17 protein-coding genes and 2 tRNA genes are annotated in these 19,567 nt (G+C 44.1%); 11 read left to right on the top strand and 8 right to left on the bottom strand.

The annotated features are described in order from the left end of the window. The first annotated feature begins 1 nt into the window (after position 1). From FLM53_RS10820 to FLM53_RS10835, 4 genes are all read left to right on the top strand, one after another. Positions 2-78: transfer RNA gene (locus tag FLM53_RS10820), tRNA-Asp, on the top strand. A gap of 35 nt (positions 79-113) precedes the next feature. Beyond that, positions 114-190: transfer RNA gene (locus tag FLM53_RS10825), tRNA-Trp, on the top strand. Between the two features lie 188 nt (positions 191-378). Continuing rightward, positions 379-1,218 carry a penicillin-insensitive murein endopeptidase gene (mepA, locus tag FLM53_RS10830; protein ID WP_176681981.1) on the top strand — a complete coding sequence of 280 codons (840 nt, stop codon included), beginning with the start codon at positions 379-381 and terminating at the stop codon, positions 1,216-1,218. A gap of 274 nt (positions 1,219-1,492) precedes the next feature. Continuing rightward, a complete protein-coding gene (locus FLM53_RS10835; RefSeq protein ID WP_076656433.1) occupies positions 1,493-1,801 on the top strand; it encodes a hypothetical protein in 309 nt (102 codons plus the stop codon). A gap of 40 nt (positions 1,802-1,841) precedes the next feature. Here FLM53_RS10835 and FLM53_RS10840 read toward each other — a convergent pair whose 3' ends face one another. From FLM53_RS10840 to rdgC, 3 genes are all read right to left on the bottom strand, one after another. Next, the gene (locus FLM53_RS10840; protein WP_176681939.1) at positions 1,842-2,096 is read right to left on the bottom strand and encodes a YfhL family 4Fe-4S dicluster ferredoxin; all 255 of its coding nucleotides are present in this window, start codon (positions 2,094-2,096) and stop codon (positions 1,842-1,844) included. Between the two features lie 28 nt (positions 2,097-2,124). Continuing rightward, positions 2,125-3,528 (bottom strand): tRNA 5-hydroxyuridine modification protein YegQ, encoded by a 1,404-nt coding sequence (gene yegQ, locus FLM53_RS10845; protein ID WP_176681938.1) that lies wholly within the window; start codon positions 3,526-3,528, stop codon positions 2,125-2,127. A 206-nt stretch (positions 3,529-3,734) separates the two neighbouring features. Next, the gene (rdgC, locus tag FLM53_RS10850) at positions 3,735-4,649 is read right to left on the bottom strand and encodes a recombination-associated protein RdgC (RefSeq protein ID WP_017062534.1); all 915 of its coding nucleotides are present in this window, start codon (positions 4,647-4,649) and stop codon (positions 3,735-3,737) included. 194 nt (positions 4,650-4,843) lie between these two features. Here rdgC and phoB point away from each other — a divergent pair, with 194 nt between their 5' ends. The 3 genes from phoB to FLM53_RS10865 are packed head-to-tail and all read left to right on the top strand — an operon-like array spanning position 4,844 to position 7,839. Then, positions 4,844-5,533 carry a phosphate regulon transcriptional regulator PhoB gene (phoB, locus tag FLM53_RS10855; protein WP_004735064.1) on the top strand — a complete coding sequence of 230 codons (690 nt, stop codon included), beginning with the start codon at positions 4,844-4,846 and terminating at the stop codon, positions 5,531-5,533. Positions 5,534-5,566: 33 nt separating this feature from the next. Continuing rightward, a complete protein-coding gene (gene phoR, locus FLM53_RS10860; RefSeq protein ID WP_176681937.1) occupies positions 5,567-6,865 on the top strand; it encodes a phosphate regulon sensor histidine kinase PhoR in 1,299 nt (432 codons plus the stop codon). Positions 6,866-6,882: 17 nt separating this feature from the next. Next, positions 6,883-7,839 (top strand): PstS family phosphate ABC transporter substrate-binding protein, encoded by a 957-nt coding sequence (locus tag FLM53_RS10865; RefSeq protein ID WP_176681980.1) that lies wholly within the window; start codon positions 6,883-6,885, stop codon positions 7,837-7,839. A gap of 24 nt (positions 7,840-7,863) precedes the next feature. Here FLM53_RS10865 and ppx read toward each other — a convergent pair whose 3' ends face one another. Continuing rightward, on the bottom strand, positions 7,864-9,312 hold the full coding sequence (gene ppx / locus FLM53_RS10870; RefSeq protein WP_370780771.1) for an exopolyphosphatase: 1,449 nt from the start codon (positions 9,310-9,312) through the stop codon (positions 7,864-7,866). A 112-nt stretch (positions 9,313-9,424) separates the two neighbouring features. Continuing rightward, on the bottom strand, positions 9,425-11,524 hold the full coding sequence (ppk1, locus tag FLM53_RS10875; RefSeq protein WP_176681936.1) for a polyphosphate kinase 1: 2,100 nt from the start codon (positions 11,522-11,524) through the stop codon (positions 9,425-9,427). A gap of 203 nt (positions 11,525-11,727) precedes the next feature. On the opposite strand from ppk1, the gene FLM53_RS10880 reads away from it, so the two are divergent. From FLM53_RS10880 to phoU, 4 genes are all read left to right on the top strand, one after another. Further along, a complete protein-coding gene (locus tag FLM53_RS10880; protein ID WP_176681935.1) occupies positions 11,728-13,956 on the top strand; it encodes an ABC transporter permease subunit in 2,229 nt (742 codons plus the stop codon). 44 nt (positions 13,957-14,000) lie between these two features. Then, positions 14,001-15,695: a phosphate ABC transporter permease PstA gene (gene pstA, locus FLM53_RS10885; RefSeq protein ID WP_176681934.1), complete on the top strand. Its 1,695-nt coding sequence runs from the start codon at positions 14,001-14,003 to the stop codon at positions 15,693-15,695. 1 nt (position 15,696) lies between these two features. Beyond that, a complete protein-coding gene (gene pstB, locus FLM53_RS10890; protein WP_017632980.1) occupies positions 15,697-16,515 on the top strand; it encodes a phosphate ABC transporter ATP-binding protein PstB in 819 nt (272 codons plus the stop codon). A 75-nt stretch (positions 16,516-16,590) separates the two neighbouring features. Continuing rightward, positions 16,591-17,289: a phosphate signaling complex protein PhoU gene (gene phoU / locus FLM53_RS10895; RefSeq protein WP_017632981.1), complete on the top strand. Its 699-nt coding sequence runs from the start codon at positions 16,591-16,593 to the stop codon at positions 17,287-17,289. A 26-nt stretch (positions 17,290-17,315) separates the two neighbouring features. Here phoU and FLM53_RS10900 read toward each other — a convergent pair whose 3' ends face one another. The 3 genes from FLM53_RS10900 to FLM53_RS10910 form a co-directional block, all read right to left on the bottom strand. Beyond that, complete coding sequence (locus tag FLM53_RS10900) at positions 17,316-17,807, bottom strand: hypothetical protein (protein WP_176681933.1); 492 nt, start codon at positions 17,805-17,807, stop codon at positions 17,316-17,318. A gap of 144 nt (positions 17,808-17,951) precedes the next feature. After that, the gene (locus FLM53_RS10905) at positions 17,952-18,503 is read right to left on the bottom strand and encodes a porin family protein (protein ID WP_176681932.1); all 552 of its coding nucleotides are present in this window, start codon (positions 18,501-18,503) and stop codon (positions 17,952-17,954) included. Between the two features lie 117 nt (positions 18,504-18,620). Continuing rightward, positions 18,621-19,562 (bottom strand): LysR family transcriptional regulator, encoded by a 942-nt coding sequence (locus FLM53_RS10910; RefSeq protein WP_176681931.1) that lies wholly within the window; start codon positions 19,560-19,562, stop codon positions 18,621-18,623. Between the last annotated feature and the right edge of the window lie 5 nt (positions 19,563-19,567).

Consider the following 19,567-nt stretch of genomic DNA (forward strand, 5'->3'; position numbering starts at 1 on the left):
CGGAGTGGTAGTTCAGTTGGTTAGAATACCGGCCTGTCACGCCGGGGGTCGCGGGTTCGAGTCCCGTCCACTCCGCCACTTATTCAGAGTTTCAGCTCTTTAAAACTGAAAATAGGGGTGTAGCTCCAATTGGCAGAGCAGCGGATTCCAAATCCGCGTGTTGGGAGTTCGAATCTCTCCACCCCTGCCATTTTTAAGGCTCTAGTCGATAGACTAGAGCCTTTTTGCTTTCTGACGTCGAAATACTTCATTAACCCCCTTTCAGATTCTTCCATCTCAAATACCTCTTTGTTTATTCCCGAAAAGTTACCAATAATCGTCAACTATTCTCTAATGACGACTAGTATAAATAATATGCATCGCTTACTTGGAATTGGTATGAGGTTATTTTGTGTATTAGTTGGGACTTTTTGTTCTTTTTTAGTGTCTGCAACGACTTGGGAGAAAGAAAAGACCCCCACGGTAAACTCAACCTCATCAATAGGAAGCTATGCCAACGGTTGCCTTGATGGCGCACAGGCCTTGCCAATCGATGGGATCGGCTATCAGATTATTCGTCCCCAGAGAGGGCGTTATTATGGTCATACAGAGGCCATTCAGTTCATTGAAAGGCTAGGCATAACTACAAGCGAGCAACTCGATACCAACTTACTGGTAGGAGATATTTCTTTGCCTCGGGGAGGGCGCTTTTCATCTGGTCATTCAAGTCATCAAACAGGGTTAGATATCGATATATGGTTAAGACTCACAAGCAAGAGGCTTTCGGTGAATGAGCTTGCTGTTCCTAAGCCAGTGAGTGTCGTTGATCTTACTGACTACAAGCTTCGCAAATCAAATTGGACAGATGATCATTTTCAAGTGATCCGCTACGCCGCGAAAGATGAAAAAGTAGTGCGTATTTTTGTTCATCCCGTGATTAAGCAAGCTCTTTGTGACCGAGAAACCCCTGATGCAGGTGATAGAGCTTGGCTCGGAAAAATCAGACCTTGGTGGGGACATCATTCTCATTTTCATGTTCGCTTGAAGTGCCCTGAAGGGAGTACGAACTGCATTGCTCAAGCCAGCCCTCCAAAAGGTGATGGTTGTGGAGAAGAACTTGCGAGTTGGGCTCCGAAAACCATACCTGTACCTCCTCCTAAAAAAGTCGCAAAAAGTAAGAAAAAGAAGAAAGTTAAAGTGATGCCAAGTCAGTGTTTAGCCTTGATATCTAATAAGTAATCGCATCTATCGAGGTTAATTACAGTGGTAATGCCACTGGCTTTCTCGTCTCTGAAAGTTGAGAAATGTCACACTTTTGTCTAGAGTTTATAAACACGAGATTAAGAACATCGTTTGATATTAACAAAACCAATAACGACAACAGCAAGAACAGTGACGAATTTGACAAGGTTTGGTCAGGGATGGAGTGTTTTTGGGGTGAAAGATGCGGCTTATGTGCAGTATGCGAAATCAGAGTCTGATACCCGTCGATAGATAATTCAAGGATAAGACTATGACTATGATTTGTGCAAAGGAATTTTCAGAATGGTTAAGACATAGGTTCAGTACAGAAAACTCGGGTATTTCTATTTCAAGAGATGACATCAACCAATTGACGGGCAGACAACGACTAGACCCTAGTTTTGTAAACGATGTCCATTATGAGTTGATGCAATATGGAATGGCGTTTGTGACTGATACCAGCAGGGAAAACTTTTATCTCGTCCCTATAGCTCAATCAATCAATTGGCGAGAGCGACTCGAATATCAATTTGAAAAAGAGCTCTTCTGCAATATTTATCCAATCGAGAAATCTGGATAAAAAAAAGGTTCAACTTACAATGAGTTGAACCTTTTCTCTTTTAGGTCAAGCCTTGAATGATGACAAACTTTTCTAGCAACTCGTCATCTGTTTCAACATGGTTTGGGTCAGTGATTATGCACTTTGTAATCGGACATACTGACTGACACGTTGGCTTCTCATAGTGACCTTTACATTCAGTACATAAATCTGGATCGATTTCGAAGATGCTGTCACCCATAGTGATTGCGCCGTTTGGGCATTCAGGGTCACACATATCGCAGTTGATGCACTTGTCAGTGATTAACAGAGCCATTGCTTACTTCTCAGTTTTCTAAGTAAAGTTACTTACCTGATGCATTGCGTGTGTCTTGGCCTTCGCTCAAGTTACGCATCAGCAAGCCGTACTCTAAGTCTAGATCGGCTGGTACAGGAATAAATACAAAGTGACCGTTACCTTTTGCGTCTTCTACTGCTTCAGACTTACGGTTTTCCATTATCTCTAGTTTGAAAACAACGTTACCTTTCGGTGTCATCATTTCTAAGCTATCGCCAACTAGGAATTTGTTCTTCACTTCTACTTCCGCTAGGTCACCGCGGCGCTTACCTGTGAATTCACCAACAAATTGTTGAGTATCAGAGATAGAGTAACCGTACTCGTAGTTCTGGTATGTATCATGAGTGTGGCGGCGTAGGAAACCTTCAGTGTAACCACGGTGAGCTAGGCTCTCTAGTGTACCCATTAGGCTTTCATCAAATGGCTTACCCGCAACAGCGTCATCGATAGCTTTACGGTACACTTGAGCTGTACGTGCACAGTAGTAGAAAGACTTAGTACGACCTTCAATCTTCAGAGAGTGTACGCCCATCTTCGTTAGGCGTTCAACGTGTTGGATCGCTCGAAGATCTTTCGAGTTCATGATGTAAGTACCATGCTCATCTTCAAACGCTGCCATTTTCTCTTCAGGCTTGTGTGATTCAGAAAGTAGAACGACTTCGTTTGTTGGTTTACCAAGACCTAATGTGTTGTCTGGACGTTCGTCTTGAACCTCTACATCTTGAATCTCAACACCAGTAGGGTTTGCTTCAACGATTTGACCGTTCTCGTCTTCTTTTGCCGCTTCTGTTTTGTATTCCCAACGACAAGCGTTAGTGCAAGTACCTTGGTTTGGGTCGCGCTTGTTCATATAGCCCGAAAGTAGACAACGACCAGAGTACGCCATGCAAAGTGCACCGTGAACAAAGATCTCTAGTTCTGTTTCTGGGCAGTGTTCGCGAATCTCTTCGATCTCTTCAAGAGAAAGCTCACGAGATAGGATCACACGCTCAACGCCTTGAGTTGACCAGAACTTAACGGTCGCCCAGTTTACTGCGTTTGCTTGAACAGAAAGGTGGATTGGCATCTCAGGGAATGCTTCACGAACCATCATGATAAGACCAGGATCTGACATGATAAGAGCGTCAGGCCCCATATCTACAACTGGTTTAAGGTCGCGAATGAATGTTTTTAATTTAGAGTTGTGTGGCTGAATGTTACATACAACATATAACTTTTTGCCTTGAGCATGAGCTTCATCGATACCGATTTGTAGGTTTTCGTGATTGAACTCGTTGTTACGAACACGAAGGCTGTAACGTGGCTGGCCTGCGTAAACTGCATCTGCGCCGTAGGCGAATGCGTAACGCATGTTTTTAAGGCTTCCTGCCGGTGATAATAGTTCAGGTACAAATGGTTTTTGTGTAGTCATTGCTTCGTTCTCTAATCTGATCTCAAGTCAGGTTGATACCACCAAGTGATATCAAAGGGGCGCAAATTTTACGCTAAAACGAGTTTGGTTGATAGCCCTAAAGATAGCAATGACATTAAGAAGAGGGCTGAGAGACGAATATAAGCAGGAGTTTGGTAGGAAATAAGCTCAGATGCCGTCGACATCTGAGCTTTTAAAATCACAGATTAAGCGTTTGGTTGAGTTAACCCGCCAAGTGATTCGAATAAGTTAGGAAGGAAAACACTGAACTCACCACATAGAAGTGAAAAATCAGCATCAAAACGTGCAGCTTGGTCTTCACGAGGGATATCGTCGTTTTCATCTTTGAGTTCATCACTGAATTTTAGGCGCTTGATGCTGCCGTCTTCTGCCAGAATGAATTCAATACGATCTTGCCAGTTGATAAGAAGTTTAGTCACCATCTTATTGGCTTCGATGTGGTTCTTAATCTCGTCCGCTTCTAGTTCTTGCTTCTTAACTCGAACAATACCGCCGTCTTCTTGAATCGACTTAAGCTCAGCTTCATCAAGCATCGTGATACCTTGAGGCGTATCACCCGATTTAACCCACTCGGTAAGAGTCGTTTCAATCGCTTGCTCAGGAATAGCTGGCACGACGGGTAGGCTACCCATTGTTTTACGTAGTAACGCCAATACGTCTTCCGCTTTTTTGTAGCTGCTAGCATCAACCACGATGAAACCTTCTTTTGGCATGATCAGCGCGTAAGTGAAGTTACTGCGGCTGAATGCACGAGGAAGCAGGTCAATGATGATGTCTTCTTTTAGGCTGTCTTTCTCTTTCTTTTTAAGAGGAGTGCCAGATTCAGCTTCAAGCGTTTCTACTTTTGCGTTCAGTGATTCTTTGATCACAGAAGCAGGTAGCATTTTCTCTTCTTTCTTTGCACAGATTAGAATGCGGTTTTCTGATACGTGCGTCATCATATCGCCATGTCTACCCATTGCATGTACCCAACCAAACTTCTGTTTGTCTTGGCTACCACAAGGAGTAAAGCGGAATTCTTCAAGTTGTTTCTCTAGCTGATCTGCGTTGAAATCAATATCACGGTTGAAGCGATAGACTAGGCAATTTTTAAACCACATAAATTTTTCTCATACCTTTTTAGAAGTGCTTCATGATATGAGATCTAATTCGATTTGTCCTTAGCTCTGTATCAAAAGTTGTAAAGTGAAACGTTTGAGACAGTTATATGAAAATTTGTTTTCAAAGGTCACAAAAGTGTCATAATTAACTCAGATAATGCAATGCGTTGATTAAATACAAAGGCTATTCAATTATGTCGAGAAGGATTCTGGTCGTTGAAGATGAAGCACCTATTCGTGAGATGCTGTGTTTTGTACTTGAACAAAAAGGCTACCAAGCAGTAGAGGCTGAAGATTACGATACAGCGGTAAACAAGCTATGTGAACCTTTCCCAGATCTAGTATTACTAGATTGGATGCTACCTGGTGGTAGCGGGATAAACTTTATCAAGCACATGAAGCGTGAAGAGTTAACTCGCAACATCCCAGTGGTGATGCTGACGGCTCGTGGTGAAGAAGAAGATAAGGTTCGCGGTTTAGAAGTTGGCGCTGACGACTACATTACCAAACCATTTTCTCCAAAAGAGTTAGTAGCTCGCCTGAAAGCGGTTATTCGTCGTGTAACACCAACCGCATTGGAAGATGTGATTGATGTTCAAGGTCTTAAACTAGACCCTGTATCACACCGTGTTACCGCGAGTGAAGGTCCAGTAGATATGGGACCAACAGAATTCAAAATGCTGCACTTCTTTATGACGCATCAAGAGCGTGTATATAGCCGAGAGCAGCTGCTTAACAACGTTTGGGGTACCAACGTTTACGTTGAAGACCGCACCGTTGATGTACATATTCGACGCCTACGTAAAGCGTTAGAATCTGCAGGTCACGATAAGCTAATCCAAACGGTTCGCGGCGCGGGCTACCGTTTTTCTACAAAGGCTTAATGTGGCTTCGCTGCACAGCTTACGGAGTCCTGAATGGTTGAAAAGTTAACCTGGAAAAAGCTGGCTTGGGAGCTGGCTTTTTTTTACGCACCATGGGTTTTAGTCGGATGGATATTCGGTTACTTACCTTGGTTACTGCTGGCTGCTACGGTATTGCAGCTCGGCTGGCATCTACACAATCAAATGCGTTTATCTGCATGGTTGTGGGATGAGAAGCGTCTAACACCACCTTCAGGTTCAGGAAACTGGGAATCTCTGTTCAACGGTATTTATCGTATGCAGCAGAGACAGCGTCGCAAACGTAAAGAACTGACTAACCTTATCCGCCGTTTCCGTAACGGTGCAGAATCGCTTCCCGATGCCGTTGTGGTATTTCGCGGTGAAGGCAATATCGTTTGGTGTAACAAGCTTGCTCAGTATTTACTGGGTTTTCGTTGGCCAGATGATTCAGGACAACCGATCTCGAACCTGATTCGCACTCCAGATTTCATTAAGTATCTCAATAAGCAAGACTTCTCTGAACCATTAGAGATGCCTTCTCCATTGAATGTGGAGCGTATGCTTGAGCTGCGTATTGTGCCGTATACCGAGGGTGAACACCTGATGGTAGTACGTGATGTGACTCAGCTTAAGCAGCTAGAGGGCATGCGTCGTAACTTCTTCGCTAATGTATCTCATGAGCTACGTACTCCAATGACCGTACTTCAGGGCTACCTTGAAATGACGGAAGACCCAGACATGATCGTTGGCCCAATGTGGACCAAGGCGCATGGTGTAATGACTGAGCAATTGAATCGTATGAACAGTCTGGTTAATCAGTTGCTCACGCTTTCGAAAATTGAAGCAGCGCCAATGCACGAGTTGGATGAAGTGGTGAACGTTCCCGCTATGCTTGAGGTTCTTGAGAAAGAAGCCGCGAGTTTAAGTGGCGATCGTGAACACAAGCTTGAGTTTGATATTGATAAGAGCCTACGCGTATTAGCTGATGAAGATCAGTTGCGAAGTGCGATATCGAATCTGGTTTACAACGCAGTCAAATACACACCACCGGGTGCAACGGTTAAGGTTCGCTGGTATCAAACAAGCCAAGGTGCCTGTTTGGATGTCTCAGACACCGGAGACGGTATCGAGCCCCAACACTTACATCGACTTACAGAACGATTCTACCGTGTTGATAAGGCGCGCTCACGTGATACTGGCGGCAGTGGTCTCGGGCTGGCTATCGTTAAGCATGCTTTGACCCACCATGATTCTCATTTGGAAATTCAGAGTGAGTTAGGCGTCGGAAGTCGTTTCCATTTCACGCTACCAAACCGACTAACCGTATCATGATTGCTTTAATACGCAGGATGCGTTTACCCATCAGTTCGTTGTTAGCGTGTGCTTTAATTTCTCCAGTTCATGCAGAACTGACCGTGGAATCGCTTCCTGATTATTCTAAGGTACCTGGGATTTCTGGCAGTTTGTTATCGGTAGGTTCAGATACCTTGGCGGGTATGACGACATTGTGGGTTGAAGAGTTTAAATCTTATTACCCGAACGTGAATGCTCAAGTTCAGGCTTCAGGCTCTGCGACTGCACCTCCCGCACTTACTGAGGGCACAGCACACCTAGGACCAATGAGCCGACCGATGCGTTTGCGTGAGATTGAGGCATTCGAGAGAGAGCATGGTTACAAGCCCACAGCGCTTAGAGTCGCGATTGATGCGATTGGCGTGTTTGTACACAAAGATAACCCGATCAAAGGGCTCAATTTTCGTCAGATAGATGGCATCTTTTCTGAAACGCTGCGCTGTGGCGGTGTTAAAAATATCGAGAGTTGGCAAGAGCTAGGCATCAAGCAACCTTGGGCAAAACATCGTTTCCAACTGTTTGGCCGAAACTCCGTATCCGGTACTTATGGCTACTTTAAGCAGAATGCTTTGTGTGGCGGTGATTTCAAGAACCGAGTCAATGAGCAGCCGGGTTCAGCCTCTGTTGTTCAATCTGTTGCCTTGTCGATCAGCGGCATTGGATACACAGGCATCGGTTACCGTGTTGCGGGTGTGAGGCAGGTTCCTGTGGTTAAGACGGGTGACCAATATGTACACGCAACAAGAGAAAATATTCTAAGCGGCGCTTACCCACTTTCACGCTTCTTATACGTTTACGTGAATAAACACCCAAACAAGCCGCTTTCTCCGGTAGAGCAAGAGTTCCTAACTTTTATCTTCTCTAAACAAGGCCAAGAGTTGGTGGAAAAAGACGGCTACGTTTCTATTCCTCACGAATACGCTAAACAAGAGCTTGCAAAAGTAGGGCTTTAACCTCCCGATTGGCAATTACGCTTTTTAATTCTCATCGAAGCTTAGTTGCCATTCAGCATTACTCCACAGCTCCTGTTCTGCGAGTAAGTCCGCCGCCAATAGTTTATTTTCATCAAGCCAATCACCATCGGCCCCACAAATCTTCCAATGATCTTTCTCGATGACCTCAATGCGTATTTTTAGGCGTGGGGAGTCGTTGCGTTGACCATTGAGAATGATGGATAGACGTAATATGCGAATCAAGCTGATCAGGTGTTTACTCTTAAACAAGTTCAGTTCAGGCATCTCTTGAAGCTTGAGCGCTTTACGTTGGAAGCGAGCTAAAATCGACATGACCATCTGTTGCTCGCTATTAAAGCCCGGCATATTGGTATGTTGCAGAAGATACGCAGAGTGCTTATGGAAACCAGAGAAGCTGATACTCAGTCCAACCTCGTGTAATAGCGCACTCCATTCAAGTAGTTCAAACAGCTGACTTTTTTTCTTAATGCATAGTTCATCGCATATCTGATGTAAGAACTCGCTTGCTTGATCTTTTACGCGAGTTGCGTGGTCGAAATCAACGGAGTGTTTGGTCGCGAGGTTCTCAGTGGTTCGCATACGAATGTCCGAACGCTGAAAGCGATCTTCCATCTCATAGAGCAATCCTTCACGAAGTGCACCGTCTGAAAAGTGCATCTCTTTGACTGAAAGAGCCATGAATATCGCAGTGAGGATAGCCACTCCGCCAGCAAAAACGGGTTGGCGCTCCTCAGTGAGTCCTTTGAGTTTTATCTCTTCAATAGTGTCGTGTTCGCACAACACATCAATTAAGTGGCCTAATCGCTTTTCGGTGATCATGGCATCTTCGTAGCCCATTCCGACCAAGACTTCTTTGATTGCTTTGATGGTTCCTGAAGAGCCAAGAGCAGTATCCCAGCCTTTCTTTTTGTATTTAACAGCAAGAGGCTCTAAACGTTGTTGAGCCGCAATGATGGCCTTAGAGAAGTTCTTGCGAGAGAGTTTTCCATTCGAGAAATATCGCTGTGTAAAGCTCACGCAGCCCATCTGTTTACTGTTGACGAGCTTCGCCTCAAACCCTTTGCCGATAATCAACTCGGTACTACCACCACCAATATCCACAACTAATTTCGAATCTGACTCGGGTTGTGTGTGTGCAACGCCTAAATAGATAAGTCGCGCTTCTTCTTCGCCGGGAATCACTTCGATAGGAAAAGGAAGCACCTCACGTGCACGCTGGATAAAAATATGAGCGTTGTTTGCTTGGCGAAGTGTGTGGGTGGCTGCAATACGAACGTTTTCGACTTCAAAGCCTTGTAAGCGCTCGGCAAACATCGCGAGACACTCTAAACCACGCTCGATGGCTGCATTGTTGAGGTTTGATTGGTCATCGAGGCCAGAGCCTAATCTGACTCTTTGTTTGTGTCGGCTGACAAGTTGCAATTCTTGCCCGATGACTTTTGCCACAACCATGTGGAAGCTATTAGAGCCTAAATCGATGGCAGCAACGTTTTTGATAGGTGGAGATACCGCCTCAAGTGAGGCGGTATTGTTGGAATCTTCTGGCGTATTGGCCTTCGTATTTTTAGCTTGGCTCATCGTGAGATTGTTGTTCCCTAGCTTTTCGAGTCTGTTTCTCTACCTGCTTGAGGTAATCATAGATGGCGACTTGAGAGCGACGTTTTTTACGGTTACCACGAGGGACGTAAGCGTTGCTCATCTCTTTATCTATCCACCTTGCCTTAACTGTATCGGTAAAATGAATATTTACAATGTCGATGATGCGTTGTTTCAAACGTTCATCACGGATTGGCGACGCGACTTCAATGCGGTGATCGATGTTTCGCGTCATCCAGTCTGCCGATGAGATAAATACTTTTGGGTCACCATCGTTGTGTGTAATCAAAACGCGTGGGTGCTCTAGGAATCGGTCGATGATACTGATGATTTCAATGTTCTCACTAACGCCTTCGACTCCCGGAACCAGTGAGCACATACCTCGGATGATCATGCGAATTTTGACACCCGCATTGCTTGCGCCATAAAGCTTATTGATAAGCCCTTTATCAACCAAGTTGTTCACTTTTAAGGTGATCTGCGCTTTTCTACCCGCTTTAGCACTAGCTATTTCTGTATCGATAAGACGGTAAAGTTTCTTACGTGAGTTTCGTGGCGACACAATTAAGTGGTCAAACTTTACAGGGCGATAAGGGTTCTCAATATACCCAAAGACATTACGCACTTCGTTAGTCAGTTCTTGGTCGGCGGTAAGCAGCGAGAAGTCGGTGTAGATTCGTGCGGTCTTTTCGTGGAAATTTCCTGTGCCGATATGTGCGTAGCGAGTGATTTCTTCACCTTCACGGCGGCTGATCAGAAGTAACTTAGAGTGTATTTTTAGACCCGGAGCACCAAAGATAACTTGAACGCCAGCTTCAGTTAGGATCTTTGACCATTCGATATTAGCTTCTTCGTCGAATCGAGCTTGAAGCTCAACCACTACCGTTACGTTTTTGCCATTGTGAACGGCATCGATCAACGAATTCATTAATCGTGAGTTTTTCGCGACACGATAGATGTTGATCTTGATACTGATGACTTTTGGGTCAAATGAAGCCTGACGAACCAACTCTGTCATGTGGTCAAAGGTATGATATGGATAGTACAGCAAGATGTCTTGATTCTTGATTGCATCAAAGCTGTTATCAAACCCATCAAAATCCGCACATGACATTGGTGGTAAAGGTTTGTTTTCTAAGTATTCACGGCCTACGTTCGGGAAACCGATGAAATCTTTAAAATTATGGTAACGACCACCCGGAATCAGGTTGTCGTAGTTAGAGATGCCTAATTTTCCACACAAGAAATCCAGCATGTTTTGAGGCATTGTATGTTCATAAACAAAACGTACAGGTAGAGCACTGAGCCTCTGAGCCACACCTTCAGACATCTGTTCCAGCAAGCTGTGTTCGACTTCGTGGCTAAGGTCATATTCAGCATCACGAGTCATTTTCATCGCGTGGCAGTTGAGCTGGTCGTATTCGAAAAAGCCTTTAAATAGATCATCGATGCAGTATCGGATAATGTTATCAAGTAAGATGATGGTCTTACGGCGTTTTCCTTTCTGCTCTGGCACCATGACAAAGCGCGGAAGGTGATCGGTCGGTATCTCAATTACGGCGTATTTGGATTGCTGCTCTTTTTGAAGCTCGACGGTCAGGTAAGCATACTCATCTTTTAAGAACTGAAGTACATTCATTTCGTCGTTCATTAAAAGAGGTGTGATGTGAGGAAGCACTTCTTTCTTAAAGTATTTCTTTACCCATTTCTTTTGAGCGTCATTCAGTTGTGTCTCGTTAACCAGGAAAATACGTCGTCTTGCCATCTCTAGAATGAGATCATTGTAGAGTTCATCAAAACGTTGGTTTAACTTAAACGCCTTGTTTTGCATCTTAGTGAGTAGATGCTTTGAGTTGTCATTGATCCCACGCTCTTGGTTGATCAAAATGCGACGTTTCACATCAGAGAATCGAACCTTGTAAAACTCGTCTAGATTGTTAGAAAAGATCCCGAGAAAGCGTACTCTTTCGATCAAAGGTACTGTTTTGTCCGCTGATTCCTGTAAGACTCTTTCGTTAAAAGAGAGCCAACTGAGTTCTTTTTCTATATAGAGCTTTTCAGCGTTCATAATCAATCCTAGACATCTTAAAGAGTGTGAGATTACTCAAATTGTAAAAAATGAGCAGAGTATGCTGTTTTTGTTACGTTATTATTTCACTCTACAGTTTCAATAAAACTTACTATTATTTTCAGTTGTTTAATGTGAGTTGTAATATAATTGTCATGTAAACGAAATATTATGATATTAGCTCAAAAAAGGTAGATAGACAGATGGCCGCAGCCGAACTTTCATTGAAAAAACGAGATAAAAAAAGATGGTTGAAAGACCGTCTTATGCGTTTTGCGGTGACATTAGGCGGTGTGAGCGTGCTGGCAGCACTTGTTCTGATCTTTATTTACCTAGCGATGGTCATTCTTCCGATCTTCGCTGACTCAAGTTTAGAGACCGATCAAAAAGTCCAACCTGTGATCGTGCAAGATCCTATCGCAATGACGATCGATGAGTATGGCCAACATGCGTTAGTGATCGACCGTGATGGTTCAGTCGATTATTGGACTCTCGATAACTCCCAAACTACGCCGTACTTTTCTGAATCCATTATTCAAGACTCGGTCGCGTTTGCTCGAAGCACACCAGCAGACAATTGGTTTGCCTTTGCTAACCGCCAAGGCCAAGTTCAGTTGTTTCAACCGGAATTTTCAAAGCCTCTTGCCGTAAAAGGGCAAGCCGCTAGCCCTCGCATTAATTACCTTCAACCCAAAAGCAAACCATTTCAATTTTTAGATGGTGTTGCGTTGGGTGATGGTTTGAGCATTGAGAAGCTCACATTTGCGACTGACAATGGTCATCTGACACTGGTGTCTCAGCTATCCGATAAACGCATCTTGGTGAAATGGTATCAAGCGTCGCTAACGGGTGAATACTCAGAGATTAACTCTCAATGGTTATCGAAAGAGTTTGGTCAGCAAGACCAGCTTTTAATGACACCTAACGGGCATACTTTGTATCTTCGAAACGCCTCTGACCTTACGGTTCTAACTGCGGAAGCGAACAAGTTCTCGGTTCGAGAAGTGATCGATTTAAGTTTAGGTGATGAGCAGCATGCCGTTAAGAATATTGACTTGTTGTCAGGTGCTTATTCTCTGCTGGTGAGTCATTTTGATGGGCGAGTCTCTCAATGGTTTGATGTATTGAGTAATGAGCAGCGCAGCCTGACTCACATCCGCGATTTTAAACTGCCTTCTGAGGTTCAGTTCTTATTGCCTGATACTTATCGCAAAGGCTTTTACAGCTTCTATAAGAATGGCACGATTCAAAGCCATTATACGACCAGTGAAAAGCTATCCCTATTTGAGAAAGCTTATAAGAAGTCGCCACAACTTGCGGCTATGTCTGCCAATGAACTTCATCTCGCAACGCTGAGTGATGGCGTTATTAGTCTTGCATTGGTTGATAACCCATATCCTGAGATATCGTTTTCATCGTTATGGAAAAAGGTGTGGTACGAGAGCTACCCAGAGCCTCAGTATGTGTGGCAATCCACTTCTGCGAATGATGATTTTGAAGGTAAGTTCAGCTTAGTGCCTTTGACTTTTGGTACGCTTAAAGCGGCGTTGTTTGCAATGTTGTTCGCCGTGCCTATTGCGGTACTTGGTGCCATTTATACAGCTTACTTTATGACACCTAAGATGCGTCGAGTGGTAAAACCTTCGATTGAATTAATGGAAGCATTGCCGACCGTTATCATCGGATTTATCGCGGGCTTATGGTTTGCTCCTATCGTGGAAACGCATTTAACCGCCATTGTGTCACTGCTATTGGTGTTGCCTCTTAGTACTCTGGTTGTTGGCTTAATTTGGTATTGCTTACCACAGGACTGGGTGAGCCGTTTCCCTAATGGTTGGCACGCACTTATTCTGGTTCCGGTGTTGATTGTGACTACAGTGGTCGTGCTTAACTTTGGTGGGAAAATTGAATCACTACTGTTTGCTGGTGATATCAAACTCTTCTTAAATCACCACGGAATCGATTTTGATCAGCGTAACGCACTCGTGATTGGTTTCGCGATGGGCTTCGCGGTTATCCCGACCATTTTTACAATCGCAGAAGATGCTATTTTCTCAGTGCCTAAACATTTGTCGGACGGTTCTTTGGCACTAGGCGCCACGCCTTGGCAAACACTGATTTATGTTGTTCTGCTTACTGCGAGTCCCGGTATTTTCTCAGCAATTATGATGGGCTTGGGCAGAGCGGTTGGTGAGACCATGATTGTGTTAATGGCGACCGGTAATACGCCTATCATGGATTGGAATATTCTTGAGGGGATGCGAACGCTCTCTGCGACGATTGCGGTTGAGCTTCCTGAATCCGAGGTTGGCAGTCCTCACTTTAGATTGTTGTTCTTAGCTGCGTTACTTCTATTCATCTTTACCTTCGCCGTGAACTCGATTGCGGAATGGGTTAGACAAAGGCTGCGAGATAAATACCGTGCTTTATAATTTTTATCTGAATCGTCAATCGCAACCAGTAAGAGAGCCTCTTCATGTTTAAGTGGATTAAATCGGGATCTCCTTGGATATGGCTAACTGGTGGTGCCGTTAGTATTAGTATGCTGTCGGTACTTGGCCTGATCTTATTCATTGGTTGGAAAGGGTTGACCTATTTCTGGCCTGCGCCTCTTTATCAGTGGCAAGTGAATGAAACAGAAAGCCTTGCCAATGTTCCATTTCAACATCAAGAGATGGCGAAGAATCGTTTAATTGGTCAACTTTACGAACGTAAATACATTCCGGTTGAACAACTGTCGAATGTGCAGGATAAGAAGCTACCACAAGAGATCATCGATAAAGGGTTAGTTCGACGTTTGAGCATCAAGATCGCTAACCGTGAATTGTACCCTGCAGACTTTGTGTCAATTCTTGAGGTGAATCTGAAAGAACCGACGACGCCAAAAGAGTGGGCTGTGATCGAGCGTAGCCGCGGTGGTTACTTCTTCGGAAAACCGGTTGGCTTTAGGAGTGCTGACGGTGTTCTAACCGATGACATCGAGAAAGAATTGGTCAAAGGTTTAACTCACGCTGATACGTTACGTGATGAAATTCAAAAGATCGTTAACCAAACGGTTCGAACGACTAGTTGGTCGTTGGAGCAGTTACGTTTAGAAAAGCGTAAAAAAGAACTCAATGACAACCTATCCGAGCAAGAGCGACAAGATCTGGAATCTAAACGTTTGGCTTTAGGTCAAGAGCTCGCCTCTGGAGAGTATCAACTTGATTCTCTTAGGCAACAGCTCAACCTTGATGCTCTGATTGTTGAAGATATGACGGGCAAAGTCGTCGAGATTCCACTGAGTGAGATCTTAGACTTCTGGTTCCCTAATCAGATGACTTATCCAGAGAAAGTGCTGCATTGGTGCGAGCAAGTCTGGAAGTTCTTATCTGAAAACCCTAGAGAGTCCAACTCTGAAGGTGGTGTATTCCCTGCAATTTTCGGCACGGTGCTCTTAGTGCTTATCATGTCGATCGTCGTGATGCCGCTTGGTGTCATTGCTGCGATTTATCTACATGAATACGCAAAAAACAATGCGCTAACTCGCTTGATTCGCATAGCCGTCATAAACTTAGCGGGTGTGCCATCCATCGTTTACGGCGTATTTGGCTTAGGCTTTTTTGTTTACACTATTGGTGGTTCGATAGACTCATTATTCTATGCAGAGCGTTTACCTGCTCCGACGTTTGGTACGCCGGGTCTGCTGTGGTCGGCATTAACGCTGGCTGTGTTAACATTGCCTGTCGTGATTGTGACCGCCGAAGAAGGCTTAACTCGAATCCCAAGCTCTGTGAGACACGGCTCTCTCGCTTTGGGTGCAACCCAATCTGAAACCTTGTGGCGAATCGTGTTACCTATGGCGAGCCCTGCAATTATCACCGGGCTTATTTTGGCTGTGGCCCGTGCTGCGGGAGAAGTGGCGCCATTAATGCTGGTGGGTGTAGTGAAACTAGCGTCGAGCCTACCTGTCGATGCGCAGTTCCCATATGTGCACCTCGACAGAAAATTTATGCATTTAGGTTTTCACATCTATGATGTGGGCTTCCAAACATCAAACATAGAAGCAGCAAGACCGCTGGTTTATGCAACGTCATTTTTGCTGGTTACCGTGATTGTTGGATTGAACTTAACGGCAATTAACATTCGAAATAACCTGCGTGAAAAGTACCGAACCTTAGGACAAGATTAAGATGTTCTCAATTAATGAAACCTTGGGTTATCAAGCACCTTTAGATGTGCACAACCTAACCGAAGAGCAAACAGCCATCTCGATTGAGGGGCTGAACCTATACTATAAAGAAGCTCAGGCGCTTGATGATATCTCGATGACGATACCGAAAGGGCAAGTGACGGCTTTTATCGGTCCTTCTGGTTGTGGCAAATCGACACTGCTTCGTTGTATTAACCGTATGAACGATCTTGTCGAAGGTTGTAGGGTCTCTGGCAAGGTGAAATTGTACGGTAATAATGTTTATCATCCGAAGGTTGATGTCGCGACCTTGCGACGTCGTGTGGGCATGGTATTCCAACGCCCGAACCCTTTTCCTAAATCGATTTATGAGAATGTGGTTTACGGGTTAAGACTGCAAGGCGTGAGCAACAGCCGTGACTTAGATGATGCTGTTGAGCGTTCGTTACGTGCCGCCGCGTTATGGGATGAAGTAAAAGATCGTTTGCATGAAAATGCCTTTGGTTTATCGGGTGGTCAGCAACAGCGTTTGGTCATCGCTCGCGCGGTGGCAATTGAGCCGGAAGTACTTTTGCTTGATGAGCCGACATCTGCCTTGGATCCGATTTCTACTCTAACGATTGAAGAGCTGATCAACGATCTAAAAACACAATACACCGTAGTGATCGTGACCCATAACATGCAACAGGCCGCTCGTGTGAGTGACCACACTGCGTTTATTCATATGGGAAAATTGATCGAGTACTCAGATACGGATTCAATATTCACGTCACCATTGAAAAATCAAACGGAAGACTACATTACTGGTAGATATGGCTAACGTTACTGTTCGCGCCATTTAGAGCTGAGCCACTCTTATGTAAACGGCTTAATTCATTTCTATTAAGGAGCTGACATGCATTTTGGTCGCCACATCTCAGGACAATTCAATGTTGAATTAGAGTCTATCCGTACTCATGTACTTACTATGGGCGGGTTAGTGGAGCAGCAGCTTTCTTTTGCGATGCAAGCGCTTCACAAAGATGATGTGGAGTTGGCTAAAAAAGTTATTCGTGACGACCATAAAGTAAATGCGATGGAAGTGTCGATTGATGAGGCATGTACGCGAATCATTGCCAAGCGTCAGCCAACAGCGAAAGATTTGCGCTTGATTATGGCGATCATCAAGACCATTACTGATCTGGAACGTATTGGTGACGTTGCTTCTAAAATAGCGCAAGGTGCTATCGAGATCCCTTCGACTAAAGAACAAAAATTCCATGTGTCTTTAGAACCACTGTGTCGACAAGCGATTACCATGCTGCATCAGGTTTTGGATGCTTTTGCACGAATGGATGTAGATGCGGCAGCCGAAGTGCATAAACTCGATGACAAGCTTGATGCTGAATACGAAGCTGTGATTCGCCAGTTAATGACTTACATGATGGAAGACCCGAAGAATATTCCTAACATCTTACAAGTGATGTGGTCTGCACGAGCTATTGAGCGTGTAGGGGATCGTTGTCAGAATATTTGTGAATACATCATCTACTTTGTGAAAGGTAAAGATGTTCGTCACCTAGGAGAGCAAAGCCTAGATGACGTTTTACGATAGCTTTCCTATCTTAAAATCTAATCAATCTAGAAGCGTATGATTGCCCCTAGGTTGAGGCTGATTGTGGTGTTATAAGGCACGAAAGTCTTATTGTGATCAAAAATATTTAAGTCCGCCCCTGCTCTCAAGGCCAATACTGAATTAGCTTGATACACGTAAGCACCACCTAAACTTAAGCCTGTCGCCGTTTTCCTTTCCGTAATGTCAGAACGTGTCTTTTCACCGTCGTAGTCGGCAAATCCAATCTCAGCTTGAAAGCCGTGTATTTGCTGTGAACCAAACATGTTCTGGATACCAATCCGGTACGAGTTTACCGTTTCATCATAACGACCACTTTCATACCAAATATCTGAATAGCTTAAGTAGATTGCACCAAGATCAGCAACCTCAGTGATTCCTGCTTGAATACCAAAGCCATGATAGGCCCCGATTTTTAGTTCTGGGGATAGGTGTAGTCCGCTTGCTGAAACTGAAGTTGAAAGAAGGGTTAGCAAAAGCAGGGGAGTTTTTATCTTCATAACAATACCTAGAACATATAGCCGTCCTTGGCTGCAATGAATTTTGATTCGAATCGTTTAAAAGTGAGTCAGGTTTATTGAGGTGTTTAATCTCGGTAATATTAGATCGTAAAAAGCCAGCTTGGTCGCTGGCTTTATAAGCTGTTAGAAGCGGTATCCGACAGTCCACGAGAATGTGTCGTAATCTACGTCGTCGTAACTCGCGAATTCAAAACGCACATCAGTGTATAGGTGTTGTCCGAATTCAGCTCGGCCACCTAAACCAACAACAAAGCTGGTATCGTTGTATGAGTCAGTATACTTTGTATCGGAGTAGCTAATCGAATTATCTTCGCTGTGGCGCGCTAGACCAAGAACACCGTAAGGTTTTAAAGAGAAACCATCCAGCTCAAACTTGTAACCGATATCGGCGTCAACTTGGAACTTGTAGCCATCGATCTCAGTCTTGATACCTTCAAAACTCTCATCATCACTGTTGGCTGCATAAGAAACATTGATACCTACGATACGGTTAAATTCGTAACCATATTCAAGCTTGATACCGTTACCCCAATCAACAGTATCGTCTGTCAGCCAAGTATCAATTTGGGTTTTGTTATAGCCAATACCGACACGATGTTGGCTCTCGAAACTGTTTGCTAGCGCTGGAACAGATAGTAGTGAAGCTGAGATTAGGGTAGTAAGTGCAATTTTCATATTAGTCTCTATTTAGGGTTAACTTTAACTGCACGATCCTTCGTACTTCAGTGTCCGTTTTGATAGAGCTAATATTAAACAGTGTTTTATTGTTATTCTAAGTAGGTATTTATATATCTATGATAAGCAATTCTTATTAAGTTGCTTCTCCAATGCGGTTTGAATAACATTGAATAACCAGTGAAAAAGAGGGTTGTTCCGATTTTTGGTATGGATATGGCTGTAGACAGCAACTTTCTTATATTCATCTGCAATTAAGATATCAATGGCTCTAAGGCTAGGGTAGCTGTCTATGGGGAATAAGTTTGAATGTGGTAAGTACATATCTGAGTGGTTTAAAACGTCGATAATGGCCATAACGATTTCAGAACGAAAACCTATTTTATGAGGGACAGAAAGGTCGTCTAAAATCTGTGAAGCTCGACTGAAGTTATCGTTCCAACCCGGGGATATCATCGATGCGATATCGTAGCCCGCCAAACCTTGTGGTGTTACCAAAGATTGTTTGATTGGGTGATCTTTTCTCACTATCAAACGGCCCGTTACTTCAACCATTTGCTTGGCATAGATTTCCTTCGATTGGTTTGGCAGTTCATACGCAACCCCGAGTAAAACTTCCCCTTTTTGAATATCTTCGGCTGACGATGTCGTCCAGCTTGTAAGCTCTAGCTTTGAGTTCGGAGCTTGGGTCATGATCTCTTTATATAATGTGCCAGATAAGCAAGAAAGTACGACTGGAGATAAGGCTATTTTTATCGGGTAATCAATGGCTTTTGGATCGAATGCTTTTGAGGAGTTAACGGCTGTCATCAAACCGTCTAAATGAGGGGTGATCTCATTGGCTAGCTGATCGCTAAAGGTCGTTGATTGCAATCCCCCATGAACTTTGACAAACAGATCATCGGAGAAATGATGGCGAAGTTTCTGTAAGGCTTGGCTCACCGCTGGCTGAGATACGAACAAACGTTCCGCTGCTTTTCTGGTGTTTTTCTCTTGGTAAACAATCAGAAAGGTACGTAACAAGTTTAAGTCGAGAGAGCTGAATAGATCCTTAGCCATAACAT

It is taken from the genome of Vibrio sp. Scap24 (assembly GCF_013394185.1).
Classification (GTDB): Bacteria; Pseudomonadota; Gammaproteobacteria; order Enterobacterales; family Vibrionaceae; genus Vibrio; species Vibrio pomeroyi.

Bases quoted from the DNA above. Each gene is read 5' to 3' on its own strand.
- mepA (WP_176681981.1), top strand. From the start codon at position 379: ATGAGGTTATTTTGTGTATTAGTTGGGACTTTTTGTTCTTTTTTAGTG.
- FLM53_RS10835 (WP_076656433.1), top strand. From the start codon at position 1,493: ATGACTATGATTTGTGCAAAGGAATTTTCAGAATGGTTAAGACATAGG.
- FLM53_RS10840 (WP_176681939.1), bottom strand. From the start codon at position 2,096: ATGGCTCTGTTAATCACTGACAAGTGCATCAACTGCGATATGTGTGAC.
- yegQ (WP_176681938.1), bottom strand. From the start codon at position 3,528: ATGACTACACAAAAACCATTTGTACCTGAACTATTATCACCGGCAGGA.
- rdgC (WP_017062534.1), bottom strand. From the start codon at position 4,649: ATGTGGTTTAAAAATTGCCTAGTCTATCGCTTCAACCGTGATATTGAT.
- phoB (WP_004735064.1), top strand. From the start codon at position 4,844: ATGTCGAGAAGGATTCTGGTCGTTGAAGATGAAGCACCTATTCGTGAG.
- phoR (WP_176681937.1), top strand. From the start codon at position 5,567: ATGGTTGAAAAGTTAACCTGGAAAAAGCTGGCTTGGGAGCTGGCTTTT.
- FLM53_RS10865 (WP_176681980.1), top strand. From the start codon at position 6,883: ATGCGTTTACCCATCAGTTCGTTGTTAGCGTGTGCTTTAATTTCTCCA.
- ppx (WP_370780771.1), bottom strand. From the start codon at position 9,312: ATGGTTGTGGCAAAAGTCATCGGGCAAGAATTGCAACTTGTCAGCCGA.
- ppk1 (WP_176681936.1), bottom strand. From the start codon at position 11,524: ATGAACGCTGAAAAGCTCTATATAGAAAAAGAACTCAGTTGGCTCTCT.
- FLM53_RS10880 (WP_176681935.1), top strand. From the start codon at position 11,728: ATGGCCGCAGCCGAACTTTCATTGAAAAAACGAGATAAAAAAAGATGG.
- pstA (WP_176681934.1), top strand. From the start codon at position 14,001: ATGTTTAAGTGGATTAAATCGGGATCTCCTTGGATATGGCTAACTGGT.
- pstB (WP_017632980.1), top strand. From the start codon at position 15,697: ATGTTCTCAATTAATGAAACCTTGGGTTATCAAGCACCTTTAGATGTG.
- phoU (WP_017632981.1), top strand. From the start codon at position 16,591: ATGCATTTTGGTCGCCACATCTCAGGACAATTCAATGTTGAATTAGAG.
- FLM53_RS10900 (WP_176681933.1), bottom strand. From the start codon at position 17,807: ATGAAGATAAAAACTCCCCTGCTTTTGCTAACCCTTCTTTCAACTTCA.
- FLM53_RS10905 (WP_176681932.1), bottom strand. From the start codon at position 18,503: ATGAAAATTGCACTTACTACCCTAATCTCAGCTTCACTACTATCTGTT.
- FLM53_RS10910 (WP_176681931.1), bottom strand. From the start codon at position 19,562: ATGGCTAAGGATCTATTCAGCTCTCTCGACTTAAACTTGTTACGTACC.